Raw genomic sequence first — 15,206 nt, 5'->3', positions numbered from 1 at the left:
AGCAAGGGAACTCAGTCCAGCTGCAGCTCGGGCGAGTACATGTCGAACCAGTGGTAGAGGTCCAGCGCGCGGTCCATCCCCACCCGCTGCGTCGGCTCGATCGTCACCGGGTCCACTTCGGACACCTTCGTGAGCCACTCGCGGCTCACGAGCTGGAACACCGGGTTGTCGCGCTCCGCCAGCACTTCCTTCACCTGCTGCTGCAACGCGGCCGGGTACCCGGGGTCCTGAGTGGACGGGTACGGGCTCTTCACGCGGTCGCGCACCGAGTCCGGCAGCACGTGCTTGGTCGCGTGCCGCAGGAGGCTCTTCTCGCGGCCGTCGAAGGTCTTGAGCGACCACGGCGTGTTGTACACGTACTCCACGAGCCGGTGGTCGCAGAACGGCACGCGCACCTCCAGGCCCACGGCCATCGACGCGCGGTCCTTGCGGTCGAGCAGCATCCGCACGAACCGGCTCAGGTGGAGGTTGCAGATGGTGCGCATGCGCGCGTCCTGCTCCGACTCGCCGTCGAGGTGCTCGACCTTGTCCACGGCGGTGCGGTACTGGTCGGCCACGTAGTCGCCGAGGCTCAGGTGCGTGGCGACTTCGGGGCGCAGCAACGCTTCCCGCTCCGTCATCAGGCCCGAGCGGAAGGCCAGCCACGGGAACGTGTCGGCGTGCACCGACTCGTCGTGGAACCAGCGGTACCCGCCGAACACCTCGTCGGCCGACTCACCCGACAGGGCCACTGTGGACTCGCCGCGGATCGCCTTGAACAGCAGGTACAGCGACGTGTCCATGTCACCGAGGCCGGCGGGGATGTCGCGCGCCCGCAGCACGGTGCGGCGCACCTCCGGGTCGGACAGCTCGCCCGGGTTGAGCACCACGTCCTGGTGCGCCGAGCCGACGAGCTTCGCGACGTCGCGGATGAACGGCGAGTCCGGGGTGTCGCGCATCTCGTCCGGCTGGAAGTTCTCCTCCTGGCCTGTGAAGTCGACCGAGAACGTGCGCAGCTGCTCACCCTGCTCGGCCAGCCGCACGGCCGCGAGACCCGTGACGGCGCTGGAGTCGAGCCCGCCCGAGAGCAGCACGCAACGCGGCACGTCGGCCACGAGCTGGCGGTTGACGATGTCGGTCATCAGCTCGCGCACGCGCGCGACGGTGGTCTCCTGGTCGTCCGTGTGCTGCTTCGCGTCGAGCTTCCAGTACGTGCGGGAGCGGATGCCTTCCTTCGACACCGTGACGACGGTGCCCGGCTCGACCTCGGCCATGCCCTTCCACAGCGACCAGCCGGGGCGCTTGGTGAACGCCAACAGCTCGCGCAGGCCGTCGCTGTCCACGACGCGCTTCGCCAGCGGGTTGGCCAGGATCGCCTTGGGTTCCGAGCCGAACAGCACGCCGTCGCGCGTCGGGTAGTAGTAGAACGGCTTGATCCCCATGCGGTCGCGGATCATCACGAGCTTCTGGTCGCGCTCGTCCCAGATCGCGAACGCGTACATGCCGTTCAGGTGGTCGACGACCGCGTCGCCCCACTGCAGGTACCCGTGGAGCACGACCTCGGTGTCGCTGTCGGTCTCCCACGTGTGCCCGAGCTTCGTGAGTTCTTCACGAAGTTCGGTGAAGTTGTAGGCCTCGCCGCTGTAGACCATGGAAATCTCGCCGTTGGGCGTGCGCACACTCATGGGCTGGCGGCCGCCCGGCAGGTCGATGATCGCGAGCCTGCGGTGCCCGAGCGCGACGTTGCGGCGCACCCACGTGCCACGGTCGTCCGGGCCGCGGCACGCCATCGTCTCCGTCATCGCGTCGACGATCTCCTGCCGTTGTGACAGGTCAGAGTCGTAGGAAACCCAGCCGGCGATTCCGCACATCCGCGTGCCTCCGTGATTTTTGCTTAGGTAATACAACTATTCGAAACACTGGTGTAACACAGACCGGCGGGCCATGTCTGCCCGAATTGCACGCTCCGTCGTAGATCCACTACGTTTTGTGATGCCAGTCACTAACCAACTACGTCGAGTTACCACCCAAGATCAACCGAACGTCCTCGAGTACCAGGCGAACGGCGGTGGCGGGGGTCACCCGGCGTCAAGAACGCGTAAATGGCCAAGGAGACCGCGTCAAGGAGGCGTCAGACCGTCTCCATCACGCAGCGCTACAACCGCACAGTTGCGACGTCCAACGGTCACCCGCCCTGGGTGACCTGTCTTGAGAGGTGCCTTGTGGCCGACTTGTTGTACGTCTTGCTGACGATCGGCGTGTTTGTGGTCCTAGCCCTGACGCTGCGCGGGATGGAGAAGCTGTGAGCGGCGCCGGCACCGTGGCCAACATCGTCGGCGGACTGCTGGCGCTGGGCCTGATCGTCTACCTGTTCATCGCACTGGTGAGGCCGGAGAAGTTCTGATGAGTGATGTCGGCGCCGGCCTCCTCCAGGTCGGTCTACTGCTCGTCGCCCTGGCGGTGGTCTACAAACCGCTCGGCGACTACATGGCCCGGGTCTTCTCGAACGAGAAGCACTGGCGGGTCGAGAAGGTCTTCTACAAGATCGTCCGCGTCAACCCCGACTCCGAGCAGCACTGGAAGACCTACGCGTCCGGGGTGCTCGGGTTCTCCTTCGCGTCGATCATCCTGCTGTACCTGCTGCAGCGCCTGCAGTCGGTGCTGCCGTTGAGCCTCGGCCGCGGCGCGGTGTCGCCCTCGGTCGCGTTCAACACGGCGGCGAGCTTCGTGGCGAACACGAACTGGCAGTCCTACGTCCCCGAGACGACGATGGGCCACTTCGTGCAGATGACGGGCCTCACCGTGCAGAACTTCGTGTCGGCGGGTGTGGGCCTGGCCGTCGCGATCGCGGTGACGCGCGGGTTCATCCGCTCGAAAACCGACCGCCTTGGCAACTTCTGGGTGGACCTCACGCGCGGCACGATCCGCGTGCTGCTGCCGATGGCGTTCGTCTTCGCCATCGTGCTCATCGGGCTGGGCGTGGTGCAGAGCCTGCACTCCGGCGTCGCGGTGACGAACCCCGACGGCAGCCAGAGCACCATCGCGCTGGCGCCGGCGGCGAGCCAGGAGACGATCAAGGAGCTCGGCACCAACGGTGGCGGCATCCTGAACGCGAACTCCTCGCACCCGTTCGAGAACCCGAACGCGTGGACCAACCTGATCGAGCTGTTCCTGATCCTCGTGATCCCTGTGAGCCTCACCCGCACCTTCGGGCAGCTGGTCGGGAACAAGAAGCAGGGCTACGTCCTGCTGTCGGTGATGGGCGCGCTCTGGGGCGCCATGCTGGTCCTGATCTGGACCGCGGAGTCCTTCACCAACAGCCCGGCCGCGCTGGCCGCCGGGGCCAACATGGAGGGCAAGGAACAACGCTTCGGGCTGAGCCTCACGTCGATCTTCGCCGATACGACAACGGGTACGTCCACGGGCGCGGTCAACGGCGCGCACGACAGCCTTTCGGGTCTGGGCGGCGGCGGGCCGTTGCTGAACATGCTCTTCGGCGAGATCTCGCCGGGCGGCGTCGGCACCGGTCTCTACGGCATCCTCGTGATGGCCGTGATCGCGATGTTCCTCGCGGGCCTCATGGTCGGGCGCACGCCGGAGTACCTGGGAAAGAAGCTCGGCAAGCGGGAAGTCACCGCCGCGGCGATCTCGATGCTCGCGATGCCGACGCTCGTGCTCGTCGGCGCCGGGATCGCCCTGGCGATGCCCGACACGCAGAGCGCGCTGGGCAACCCGGGCGCCCACGGCCTGTCGGAGATCCTCTACGGCTACGCCTCGACCGCCAACAACAACGGCAGCGCCTTCGGCGGCCTGACCGCCACGAGCAACTGGTTCCAGTCCTCGTTCGGCGTCGCCATGCTGCTCGGCCGGTTCATCCCGATCATCGCGGTCCTCTGCCTCGCCGGTTCGCTGGCCAAGCAGAAGAAGGTTCCCGAGACCGCCGGCACCCTGCCCACCACCGGGCCGCTGTTCGCCACGATGCTCACCGGAACCATCGTCCTCGTCGCGGCCCTCACTTTCGTCCCGGCGCTCGCGCTCGGGCCCATTGCGGAGGCGATGGCATGACAGTCACCGAAACCCCTCGAAGTCCCCTGGAAGACCAGCAGCACCACGCGGAGAACGCGGGCCGCGTCGGGGCGGGCGCGTTCAACGCGCGCCAGCTCTGGATCTCGCTGCCCGACGCACTGCGCAAGCTCAACCCCAAGCACCAGCTGAAGAACCCCGTGATGTTCGTGGTGTGGGCCGGTTCGGCGCTCACCACGGTGTTCGCGATCGTGGAGCCGAGCGTGTTCGCGATCCTCGTCGCGATCTGGCTGTGGCTGACCGTGCTGTTCGCGAACCTCGCCGAGGCCGTCGCCGAAGGGCGCGGCAAGGCGCAAGCCGAGTCGCTGCGCAGGTCCAAGAAGGAGACGGTCGCGCGGCGGCTGACCGAGGACGGCTCCGAGGAGAGTGTGCCCGGGGTCGACCTGCGCGTCGGCGACCTGGTGGTCGTCGAGGCCGGTCAGATCATCCCTGGCGACGGTGACGTCGTCGAGGGCATCGCGACCGTCGACGAGTCGGCCATCACGGGCGAGTCGGCGCCGGTCATCCGCGAGTCGGGCGGCGACCGCTCGGCCGTGACGGGTGGCACCACGGTGCTGTCCGACCGGATCGTCGTGAAGATCACCACCAAGCCCGGTGAGTCCTTCGTGGACCGCATGATCGCGTTGGTGGAAGGCGCTTCCCGGCAGAAGACGCCCAACGAGATCGCGCTGACGATCCTGCTCTCGACCCTGACCATCATCTTCCTGCTCGCCGTGGTGGCGCTGCAGCCGATGGCCGGGTATTCGGGCAAGGAACAGTCGGTGATCGTGCTGACGGCACTGCTCGTCTGCCTGATCCCGACCACGATCGGCGCGCTGCTGAGCGCCATCGGCATCGCGGGCATGGACCGGCTGGTGCAGCGCAACGTGCTGGCCACCTCCGGGCGCGCGGTGGAAGCCGCGGGCGACGTCTCGACGCTGCTGCTCGACAAGACGGGCACGATCACCTTCGGCAACCGCAAGGCCACCGAGCTGATCCCCGTCGTCGGGTCCACAATGGACGATCTGGCCCGCGCGGCCCGGCTGTCCAGCCTCGCCGACGGCACGCCCGAGGGTCGCAGCATCATCGAGCTGATCACGGCGAACCACGGCCTGCCCGACAAGGCCGGCGACAGCGAGAAGCTCGCCGAGTTCGTGCCCTTCACGGCGCAGACGCGGATGAGCGGTGTCGACCTCGGCGACCGTGAGGTCCGCAAGGGCGCCACCTCGGCCGTGCGCCAGTGGGTGCGCGAGCGCGGCGGCGCGATGCCGGACGAGACCGAGCGCGTCGTCGACGAGATCAGCCAGCAGGGCGGCACGCCGCTGGTGGTGGCGGAGTCGGCCGGCGGACGCGCGTTCGTGCGCGGCGTGATCCGCCTGTCCGACGTGGTCAAGCCGGGCATGAAGGAACGGTTCCAGGAACTGCGTTCGATGGGCATCAAGACGGTGATGATCACGGGTGACAACCCGCTCACCGCCAAGGCCATCGCCGAGGACGCGGGCGTCGACGACTACCTCGCCGAGGCCAAGCCCGAGGACAAGATGGCGCTCATCAAGAAGGAGCAGGAGGGCGGGCGGCTCGTCGCGATGACGGGTGACGGCACGAACGACGCGCCCGCGCTGGCGCAGTCCGACGTCGGCGTCGCGATGAACACGGGCACGTCGGCCGCGAAGGAGGCCGGCAACATGGTCGACCTCGACTCGAACCCGACCAAGCTCATCGAGATCGTGGAGATCGGCAAGCAGCTGCTCATCACGCGCGGCGCGCTCACGACCTTCAGTGTCGCCAACGACCTCGCGAAGTACTTCGCCATCCTGCCCGCGATGTTCACGTCCATCTTCGCCCAGCTGGGCGCGCTGAACATCATGCACCTGGCGACACCCCAGTCGGCCATCCTCTCGGCCGTCATCTTCAACGCACTGATCATCGTCGCCCTGATCCCGCTGGCCCTGCGGGGCGTGCGGTACCGGCCGTCGTCGGCTTCCGCGCTGCTGCGCCGGAACCTGCTGATCTACGGCCTCGGCGGCATCGTGAGCCCGTTCCTCGGTATCTGGGTGATCGACTTGATCGTGCGCCACATCCCTGGAATCGGGTGAATCTGATGAACTCATTGGTCAAGCAGACCTGGGCGGGCCTGCGCGTCATCATCGCGATGACGGTGCTGCTCGGGCTGATCTACCCGTTCGCCGTGTGGGCGATCGGGCGGATCCCGGGCCTGGAGTCGAACGCGGAAGGCTCGGTCGTCACGCAGAACGGGCAGGCCGTGGGGTCGTCGCTGATCGGGATCGACCCGGTCGCGGCCGACCCGGCGCACGACCCCTGGTTCCACAACCGGCCCTCGGCGTTGTCGAAGGACGCGCTCGGCCCCGGTGACCCGTCCACCTCGGGCGCGTCGAACAAGGGCCCGTTCAACGAGGACCTCGTGAAGACCATCACCGAGCGCAAGGACGCCATCGCGAAGCGGGAGAACGTCGCCCCGGCCCAGGTGCCGGCGGACGCCGTGACCGCTTCCGGTTCCGGCCTCGACCCGTCGATCAGCGTCGCGTACGCCGACCTCCAGATCCCGCGTGTCGCGAAGAACACGGGGCTGAGCGAGGACAAGGTGCGCGAGCTGGTCGAGGCGAACACCACGGGCGCCGGGATCGGCGTGCCGGGCGTGAACGTGCTGCTGCTCAACTTGGCCGTGCATTCCGCTGCGCCAGGAGCACACTGACAGCGTGAGCACACCGAGTACGACCCCGAAGCCGCGCCGAGGAGAACTGCGGATCTACCTCGGCGCGGCTCCGGGCGTGGGCAAGACTTTCGCGATGCTGGGCGAGGCCCGCCGCCGGCTGGAGCGCGGGACCGACGTCGTGGTGGGCCTCGTGGAGACCCACGGCCGTCAGAAGACCGCAGACCTGCTCGACGGCCTCGAGATCGTGCCACGGCGCACGGTCAGCCACCGCGGGCACGAGTTCGCGGAGATGGACCTCGAAGCGATCCTGAAGCGCGCTCCCGAGGTCGTCATCATCGACGAGCTCGCGCACACCAACGTGCCCGGCGCGCGCCACGACAAGCGCTGGCAGGACGTCGAGGAGCTGCTCGAGTCCGGGATCGACGTGCTGTCCACGGTCAACGTGCAGCACCTGCAGAGCCTCAACGACGTCGTCGAGCGCATCACCGGCGTCACGCAGCAGGAGACCGTGCCCGACGAGGTCGTGCGCAAGGCCGAGCAGCTGGAGCTCGTGGACATCACGCCGGAGGCGCTGCGGCGCCGGCTCGCGCACGGCAACGTCTACCCGGCCGAGCGCATCGACGCCGCGCTGGGCAACTACTTCCGTCCCGGCAACCTCACCGCGCTGCGCGAGCTGGCGCTGCTGTGGGTCGCCGACCAGGTCGACGTCGCCCTGCAGCGCTACCGCGCCGAGCAGAAGATCACCGACACGTGGGAGGCGCGTGAACGCGTTGTCGTGTCCATCACCGGCGGCCCCGAGAGCGAGACGCTCATCCGGCGCGCGAGCCGCATCGCCACGCGCGCGGGTGCGGAGCTGCAGGTGGTGCACATCCTGCGCGGCGACGGGCTGTCCGGGCTCGGGCCCACGGCCATGGCGCGCAGCCGCACGCTGGCCGAGGAAGTCGGGGCCACGTTCCACGCCGTCGTCGGCGACGACGTGCCCACGGCGTTGCTGGACTTCGCACGCGGGGTCAACGCCACGCAGCTCGTGATCGGCACCTCGCGCCGGTCGCGGGTGGCGCGGCTGTTCGACGAGGGCATCGGCGCGGCCGTGGTGCAGCAGTCCGGCTCGATCGACGTGCACATGGTCACGCACTCCTACGCCGGCGGCCGGCTGCGGGCGCGCCTCGGCGCGAGCCCGCTGGCGCCGTCGAGGCTCGTGGTGGGCTGGGTGCTGAGCCTGGCGCTGCCGATCCTCGCGACCGGCTTGGGCGTGCTGCTGCGCGACACCGTCGAGTTCTCCACCGACGTGATCCTCTACGTGCTCGCGACGGTGATCGTCGCGCTCGTCGGCGGGCTCGGCCCGGCGGTGATCGCGGCCGTGTTCGGCGCGGGTCTGCTCAACTTCTTCTTCACGCCACCGCTGTACACGCTCAACGTGCACAGCCCGCAGAACGTGGTCACGCTCGTGGCGATGATCGTGGTCGCCGTGCTGGTGGCCCTCGTCGTCGCCTCGGCGGCCCGGCGCGGCAGCCAGGCCGCGCGGGCGCGCACGGAAGCGGCGCTGCTGGCGTCGTACGCGCGCACGGTTTTGACGAACCCGAACCCGATCGAGCGGCTGCTGGAGAAGGTGAAGGAAAACTTCGGCCTGACATCGGTCACGTTGCTGGAGAAGAAGAACGGCGCGTGGCAGAAGGTCGCGATCGCAGGGCAGTTCCCGTGCGCCGACCCGGACGAGGCCGACGTGGACATCGCGGTGACGGCCGACGTCCACCTGACCCTGCGCGGCCGGGCACTGCCCGCGGCCGACCGGCGAGTGCTGGACGCCGTGGCCGGGCAGGCGCTGCTCGCGCTGCGCCAGCAGCGGATGGCCGCGGCCGCGGCGGCGGCCGAGCGCAAGGCCGAGGCGACGGAGCTGCGTACCACGCTGCTCTCGGCCGTCGGCCACGACCTGCGCACGCCGTTGACGTCCATCAAGGCGGCGATCGGCAGCCTGCGCGCGCCGGACCTGTCACTGTCCGAGGAGGACACCGCGGAGCTGCAGGAGACCATCGAGCTCTCGGCCGACCGGCTCGCCGGGCTCATCGACAACCTGCTCGACTCCTCCCGCCTGGCCACCGGCGCGGTCACGCCGCACCTGCGGCCGGTGGGCTACGACGAGGTGGTGGCCCACGCACTGTCCAACGTGGACAATTCGCAGGACGTGAAGGTGGGCGTGGACGTGAGCCTGCCTTCGGTGCTGGCTGACCCCGGCTTGCTCGAACGGGTGATCGCCAACGTCCTGGACAACGCCTTGCGCCACGGCGGTGGCGTGGTGTCGGCGCGGGCGAGCGCGCACTCCGAGTACGTGGAGCTGCGGATCGTGGACCACGGCCGCGGCCTGAAGAAGGGCACGGCGGATTCGGCGTTCGCGCCGTTCCAGCGGCTGGGCGGCGACCGCGACTCGACCCCCGGCGTGGGGCTCGGGCTGTCGGTCGCGAAGGGCTTCATCGAGGCGATGGGCGGCAGCATCCGGGCCGAGGACACGCCGGGCGGCGGTCTCACCGTGGTGATCTCGCTGCCCGCCTACACCGGGCAGAATCCGGACAAGGACCTCCTCAAGATCGACGAGGCCGCCGGCTCAGTCGCTGACGAGGCTGTGGAGGGAGTGGGCTCGTGAGTCCCGACAAGGCGGCCACCGTGCTGGTGGTCGACGACGAACCGCAGATCGTGCGCGCGCTGCGGATCAACCTCAACGCCCGCGGGTACAAGGTGATCACGGCGCACGACGGCACCGCGGCGCTCAAGGCCGTGGCCGAGACCAAACCCGACGTGGTGGTGCTCGACCTCGGGCTGCCCGACCTCGACGGCACCGAGGTGATCGCCGGCCTGCGCGGCTGGACCACGGTGCCGATCATCGTGCTCTCGGCGCGCGGCGACTCGGCCGACAAGGTCCAGGCGCTCGACGCGGGCGCCGACGACTACGTGACGAAACCGTTCGGCATGGACGAGCTGCTCGCCCGGCTGCGGGCCGCCGTGCGGCGCTCGACCGTGGCCGGCTCCGACGGTGCGGAAGCCGTGGTGGACACGGGTTCCTTCACGATCGACCTGGCGGCGAAGAAGGTCCGTCGCGACGGCAAAGAGGTGCACCTGACCAAGACCGAGTGGGGCGTGCTGGAGCTGCTGGTGCGCAACCGCGGCCGGTTGGTGGCCCAGAAGCAGCTGCTGCACGAGGTGTGGGGGCCGTCGTACGAGACGGAGTCGCACTACCTGCGCGTGTACCTGGCGCAGCTGCGGCGGAAGCTGGAGCCGGAGCCCTCACGTCCGCGGCACCTGCTCACGGAACCCGGGATGGGGTACCGCTTCGAGGTCTGAACACGACGATGTCTGAACACGACGATGGCCGCCCCGCGGGGCGGCCATCGTGTTGTGCGGCTTGTGTTTTCAGCTGGTGGGGCCGGTGGGGTCGGTCGTGCGAACGTCCGTGGAGGACGACACCGGCGGAGAACTCGGCGGCTCCCCACTGCTGCTCGAACCTCCGCCACCGCTGCTGCTCGGCGGCGGGTCCGATCGAGACGAGGTCGGCGGGTTGCCAGACGACGATGACGAGGGGCTGCCAGTCGACGTCGGCGGGGTGTCGCTCGACGACGGCGGCGGCGGCTTCACGGTGTTGCTGCTACCGGGCGGGTTGCCACCCGTGGGGTGCTGGCCCGGGTTGCCCGGCTGGCCGGGTGGGTTATTCGGCGGCGGGATGACCACGGTGGTGGTCGGCACGCCGTTGGCGCCCGTGGAGACCACGGTCGTGGGGCTCGAGGGGACCGACGTCGGGTCGCCCGGGGTCGGCTCGCCGGTCACGGTCATCGGGGCGCCCGGCACGGCGTTGCCCGGAACGACCTGCGAGCTGCCCGGCAGGGTGCCCTGGCCGCCGCCGGGGATGGTGGTGGACGTGGCGGTGGTGGTGCCAGGGCCCGCCAGTTCGGCGACCGCGGCGAAGGCGGTGGCGACCACGAGGCCGCTCACACCGAGGATGGCGTAGCCGGCCCGGTTCATGAGGCCGCTCGCGGCCTTCGGTGGCGCGACGGAGATGCGTGAGCTCGGATCCGGCCCGTCGGGACGGGACATGCAGGCTCCTTACATACATGCGGTTCAACGCTGTACGGGTCGAGGCAGTCGGGTCGTCGCCGGTTTTCGGCGTCGTCGGGTGCGGCAGTCTTTTGACGGACGAGTCGGCACCCGGGTCGACGCCGGAAGTCGTGGCGCGGTTCGGTCCGGCTCCCCGGAGTGGTTCGGGGGATCGGGGCGCCGGACGCGGACCCCGGCCGGGAGGTTATCACCGCCTGTGACCCATTCGCGCAGGTACGGGGCCTGTCCCGTCACTGTCCGCAGCGAGTGGCGTGGGGCAGGATGGACGCGTGAGTGAGGAAGAAACACACATCCGGCTGGCGGCGTGGGTCCACGGGCGAGTCCAGGGGGTCGGTTTCCGCTGGTGGACCCGGAGCCGCGCGCTGGAGCTCGGCCTGGTCGGCTTCGCCCGCAACCTGCCCGACGGCCGTGTCGAGGTGGTAGCGGAGGGTGGTCGCGACCACTGTGAGCGGTTGTTGGCCACCCTGAGGTCGGGAGAATCACCCGGAAGTGTGGATCACGTCGTCGAGCGCTGGAGCCCGGCGAAGGGTGGTCTGACGGGCTTCGCCGAGCGCTGAGCGGCAGCGCCGGGGGCACTGCGCCGCCCGGGTGACCGCTGTGACGGGTGGGACACAAGGGGTTGCCGGTGCGCTGCGTTCTGTGCTAGGCGCGCCGGGAGAAGGCGGCCTCCCGCGATCACGGCGGGTGCCCAGGTAGCCTTGGCCGACTGTAGAGCCAGTACCCGCGGCCGGAAGGGTCAGCACCACGTGCACCTGAAAAGCTTGACGCTGAAGGGTTTCAAGTCCTTCGCCTCGGCCACCACGCTGCGGTTCGAACCAGGGATCACGTGCGTGGTCGGGCCCAATGGTTCGGGCAAGTCCAACGTCCTCGACGCGCTGCGCTGGGTCATGGGTACTCAGGGCGCGAAAGACCTGCGCGGCGGCAAGATGGAAGACGTCATCTTCGCCGGCACCGCGGGCCGCGCCCCCCTCGGCCGCGCCGAGGTCACGCTCACCATCGACAATGCCGACGGCGCGCTGCCCATCGAGTACACCGAGGTCTCCATCACGCGCCGCATGTTCCGCGACGGCGCGAGCGAGTACGAGATCAACGGCGACCGCTGTCGTCTGATGGATGTGCAGGAACTGCTGTCGGACTCCGGTATCGGCCGCGAGATGCACGTCATCGTCGGGCAGGGCCAGCTGGCGGCGATCCTCGAGTCGAAGCCCGAAGAGCGCCGCGCCTTCATCGAAGAGGCCGCGGGCGTCCTCAAGCACCGCAAGCGCAAGGAACAGACCTTGCGCAAGCTCGCGAACATGCAGGGCAACCTCGACCGCCTCGGCGACCTCACCACCGAGCTGCGCCGCCAGCTCAAGCCGCTGGGCAAGCAGGCCGAGATCGCGCGCAAGGCCCAGTCGGTGCAGTCCGAGCTGCGCGACTCCCGTCTGCGCCTGCTGGCCGACGACCTGGTGACCCAGCGAGGCGCCATCGCCCGCGAAGAGGCCGACGAGCGCACCGCGCGTCAGCGCCGCACCGAGGTGGAACAGGCCCTGGAGGTCGTGGCCGCCGAGGAGACGGAGCTGGAGGCCTCGCTCGCCGAGGACGCGCCGAAGCTGCAGACCGCGCAGGAGACCTGGTACAAGCTCTCCGCGCTGGCCGAGCGCCTGCGCGGCACTGTCCGGCTCGCCGTGGAGCGCCAGCGCCACCTGTCCTCCGACGTCTCGGCCCCAACGGGCGGGCGCGACCCCGAGGAGCTGCTGGCCGAGGCCGAGCAGGTCGCCGAGCGCGAGCAGGAGCTCAACGAGGCCGTGATGGAGGCCCGGGAGCTGCTGGCCGAGACCGTGCTGCGGCGCGAGGACCTCGAACAGCGCGTGCAGGCCGCCGAACGCGCCCACTGGGCCGCGGTGCGCGCCATCGCCGACCGCCGCGAGGGCATGGCGAAGCTGACCGGCCAGGTCGAGGCGCTGCGCAGCAAGAACGGCGCCACCGCCGACGAGATCGACCGCCTGTCGGTGTCGCTGCAGGAATCCGCCGAGCGCGCGGAGATCGCGCTGGAGGAGCTCGAAGAGGCCAAGGCCGAGGGCGGCGTCGAGGAGTCCGACGACGCCGACCTCATGCAGCGCCACGACCGCGCGGTCGAGGCCAACAACGCCGCCAAGGCCCGCGTCGAAGAGCTGGTGAAGGCCGAGCGCTCCGCCGAACGCGAGATCGCGTCGGAGCGGGCACGTGTCGAGGCGCTGTCGATGGGTCTCAAGCGCAAGGACGGCGCCGGCGCGCTGCTGGGCGCGTCGCACGAGCTGCCGGGCCTGCTGGGGTCGGTCGCCGCGCTGCTCACGGTGGAGCCGGGCCACGAGGTGGCGCTGGCCGCCGCGCTCGGGCCGGTCGCAGACGCCGTGGCCGTGGCCGGCGGCGAGCAGGCGCTGACCGCGCTGAAGTACTTGAAGGACACCGATTCCGGCCGTGCCGGCATCGTGCTGGGCAGCTACGGATCCACTGTGGATATTCAAAGCGTGGACACCTCGTCGTGGCCGATGCTTCCCTACGGCGCTCGCTGGGCCCGTGAGGTCGTGACCGCGCCCGAGCAGCTGCGCCCGGCCGTCGAGCAGGCGCTGGACAAGCTGGCGCTGGTCAACGACTTGGAAGTGGCGCGGCAGCTCGTCGCGAGCCACCCGGACGTCCGCGCGGTCACCGGCGAAGGTGACGTGTTCGGCGCCCGCTGGGTCGCCGGCGGCTCGGCCGCGCGCGAGAGCGTGATCGAGGTCCAGGCCGCCGTCGACGAGGCGGGCGAGCGGCTGCGCACGGCCGAGCGCGCGCTGGAGCGCCACACCGCCGAGCTGGAAGGCGCCCGCGCCGAGCAGCAGGCCCGGCGCGAAGAGGTCGGCCAGGCCAAGGATGCCCTCGGTGACGCGAAGGTCCGCAAGGCGCGGTCGTCGGAGCGGCTGAACCGGATGCAGCAGGCCGCGCGTTCGGCGCAGGCCGAGGTCGAGCGCCTCGCCGGGCAGCGCGCGAAGGTGGAGCAGAGCCGCGAGCAGGCGCTGGAGCAGCTGGCCGAGTTCGAGGAGCGGCTCGCCGCAGTCGCCGAGCAGCCGGTGGAGGACGATCCCGACACGGCCGAGCGCGACGAGGCCGTGGCCCAGCTGACCGTGGTCCGCCAGGAGGAGATGGAGGCGCGGCTCGCGCAGCGCACCTCCGAGGAGCGGGCGCGCAGCATCGCCGGGCGGGCCGAGTCGCTGCGCCGCGCGGCGCTCGCCGAGCAGCAGGCCCGGGAACGCGCCGCCAAGGCCCGCGAGGCGCGGGAGCGCGGCGCCGCGATCGCCAACGCCGTGGTCAACGCCGGTGAACTCGCGCTGGAACGCATCGAGCACTCCGTGCAGCGCGCGGCCGCCGAGCGCGATGAAGCCCAGGCACAGCGCCAGACCCGCGAGACCGCGCTCACCGCGGTGCGTGCCAAGGTCCGCGAGCTGTCCGGCGAGCTCGAGAAGCTCACCGACGCCGTGCACCGCGACGAGGTGCTCCGTGCCGAGCAGCGGCTGCGACTGGAGACGCTCGAGGCCAAGATCGCCGAGGACTTCGGCATCGGCCTCGCGGACCTGGTCCAGGAGTACGGCCCCGACGTGCCGGTGCCGCCGAGCGCGGGCGAGATGGCCGAGTACGAGGCGGCCAAGGAGCGCGGCGAGGACGTGACCGTGCCGCCGCCCATGCCGTACGACCGCGACACGCAGGCCCGCCGCGCCAAGCGCGCGGAGAAGGACCTGACGCTGCTGGGCAAGGTCAACCCGCTGGCGCTGGAGGAGTTCGCGGCGCTGGAGGAGCGCTACAAGTTCCTTTCGACCCAGCTCGAGGACCTCAAGGACACGCGCAAGGACCTCGAAGCCGTGATCCGGCAGGTCGACGAGAAGATCCTGGAGGTCTTCGCCTCGGCCTACGCCGACGTCGCGCGCGAGTTCGAAACCGTGTTCAGCGTGCTGTTCCCTGGCGGCGAGGGCCGCATGGTCCTCACCCAGCCCAACGACCTGCTCGCCACCGGCGTCGATGTCGAGGCGCGTCCGCCGGGCAAGAAGGTGAAGCGGCTGTCGCTCCTGTCGGGTGGCGAGAAGTCGCTGGTGGCCGTGGGCATGCTGGTGGCCATCTTCCGCGCCCGCCCTTCACCCTTCTACGTGATGGACGAGGTCGAGGCGGCGCTCGACGACACCAACATGCGCCGGCTGATCGGGCTGCTGGAGCAGCTGCGCGACTCGTCGCAGCTGATCATCATCACCCACCAGAAGCCGACCATGGAGATCGCCGACGCGCTCTACGGCGTGAGCATGCAGGGCGACGGCATCACGAAGGTGATCTCGCAGCGCCTGCGCGCCGAAGACGAGGAGCCGGTGCCCGCGGGCTGAGTGCGGACGTGCGAAAAGGGGCTTCC

Annotated in this window: 11 protein-coding genes; 9 read left to right on the top strand and 2 right to left on the bottom strand. The window is 69.9% G+C overall.

Features of this window, described 5'->3' with window-relative positions; all coding sequences use genetic code 11:
* Positions 1-11: 11 nt before the first annotated feature.
* Positions 12-1,850, bottom strand: a complete 1,839-nt coding sequence (gene asnB, locus AB0H62_RS46665) for an asparagine synthase (glutamine-hydrolyzing) (protein ID WP_220237747.1) — start codon at positions 1,848-1,850, stop codon at positions 12-14.
* A gap of 231 nt (positions 1,851-2,081) precedes the next feature.
* On the opposite strand from asnB, the gene AB0H62_RS46660 reads away from it, so the two are divergent.
* The 7 genes from AB0H62_RS46660 to AB0H62_RS46630 are packed head-to-tail and all read left to right on the top strand — an operon-like array spanning position 2,082 to position 10,048.
* The gene (locus AB0H62_RS46660; RefSeq protein ID WP_220237748.1) at positions 2,082-2,285 is read left to right on the top strand and encodes a hypothetical protein; all 204 of its coding nucleotides are present in this window, start codon (positions 2,082-2,084) and stop codon (positions 2,283-2,285) included.
* A complete protein-coding gene (gene kdpF, locus AB0H62_RS46655; RefSeq protein ID WP_220237749.1) occupies positions 2,282-2,383 on the top strand; it encodes a K(+)-transporting ATPase subunit F in 102 nt (33 codons plus the stop codon). Before AB0H62_RS46660 ends, kdpF begins: the two co-directional genes overlap by 4 nt.
* Positions 2,383-4,044: a potassium-transporting ATPase subunit KdpA gene (gene kdpA, locus AB0H62_RS46650; protein WP_220237750.1), complete on the top strand. Its 1,662-nt coding sequence runs from the start codon at positions 2,383-2,385 to the stop codon at positions 4,042-4,044. Before kdpF ends, kdpA begins: the two co-directional genes overlap by 1 nt.
* Positions 4,041-6,137 carry a potassium-transporting ATPase subunit KdpB gene (gene kdpB / locus AB0H62_RS46645; RefSeq protein WP_360592554.1) on the top strand — a complete coding sequence of 699 codons (2,097 nt, stop codon included), beginning with the start codon at positions 4,041-4,043 and terminating at the stop codon, positions 6,135-6,137. Before kdpA ends, kdpB begins: the two co-directional genes overlap by 4 nt.
* Positions 6,138-6,142: 5 nt before the next feature.
* Complete coding sequence (locus AB0H62_RS46640) at positions 6,143-6,754, top strand: potassium-transporting ATPase subunit C (RefSeq protein WP_220237752.1); 612 nt, start codon at positions 6,143-6,145, stop codon at positions 6,752-6,754.
* A 4-nt stretch (positions 6,755-6,758) separates the two neighbouring features.
* Entirely contained in the window at positions 6,759-9,353 is a 2,595-nt protein-coding gene (locus AB0H62_RS46635; protein ID WP_220237753.1) for a sensor histidine kinase KdpD, read from the top strand.
* The gene (locus AB0H62_RS46630) at positions 9,350-10,048 is read left to right on the top strand and encodes a response regulator (protein WP_220237754.1); all 699 of its coding nucleotides are present in this window, start codon (positions 9,350-9,352) and stop codon (positions 10,046-10,048) included. Before AB0H62_RS46635 ends, AB0H62_RS46630 begins: the two co-directional genes overlap by 4 nt.
* A 69-nt stretch (positions 10,049-10,117) precedes the next feature.
* Here the strand turns inward: AB0H62_RS46630 and AB0H62_RS46625 are convergent, their stop codons facing one another.
* A complete protein-coding gene (locus tag AB0H62_RS46625) occupies positions 10,118-10,795 on the bottom strand; it encodes a hypothetical protein (protein WP_220237755.1) in 678 nt (225 codons plus the stop codon).
* Between the two features lie 290 nt (positions 10,796-11,085).
* Between AB0H62_RS46625 and AB0H62_RS46620 the strand changes: the two genes are divergently transcribed.
* Together AB0H62_RS46620 and smc are read left to right on the top strand one after the other, a co-directional pair.
* Positions 11,086-11,373 carry an acylphosphatase gene (locus AB0H62_RS46620; protein WP_220237756.1) on the top strand — a complete coding sequence of 96 codons (288 nt, stop codon included), beginning with the start codon at positions 11,086-11,088 and terminating at the stop codon, positions 11,371-11,373.
* Between the two features lie 189 nt (positions 11,374-11,562).
* Positions 11,563-15,180 carry a chromosome segregation protein SMC gene (gene smc, locus AB0H62_RS46615; protein WP_360592551.1) on the top strand — a complete coding sequence of 1,206 codons (3,618 nt, stop codon included), beginning with the start codon at positions 11,563-11,565 and terminating at the stop codon, positions 15,178-15,180.
* Positions 15,181-15,206 lie beyond the last annotated feature (26 nt).

It is taken from the genome of Amycolatopsis sp. NPDC050768 (assembly GCF_040654155.1).
Taxonomy (GTDB): domain Bacteria; phylum Actinomycetota; class Actinomycetes; order Mycobacteriales; family Pseudonocardiaceae; genus Amycolatopsis.
Note: the sequence above shows the minus strand (reverse complement) of the source record. Positions and strands in the feature narration are given on the sequence as shown.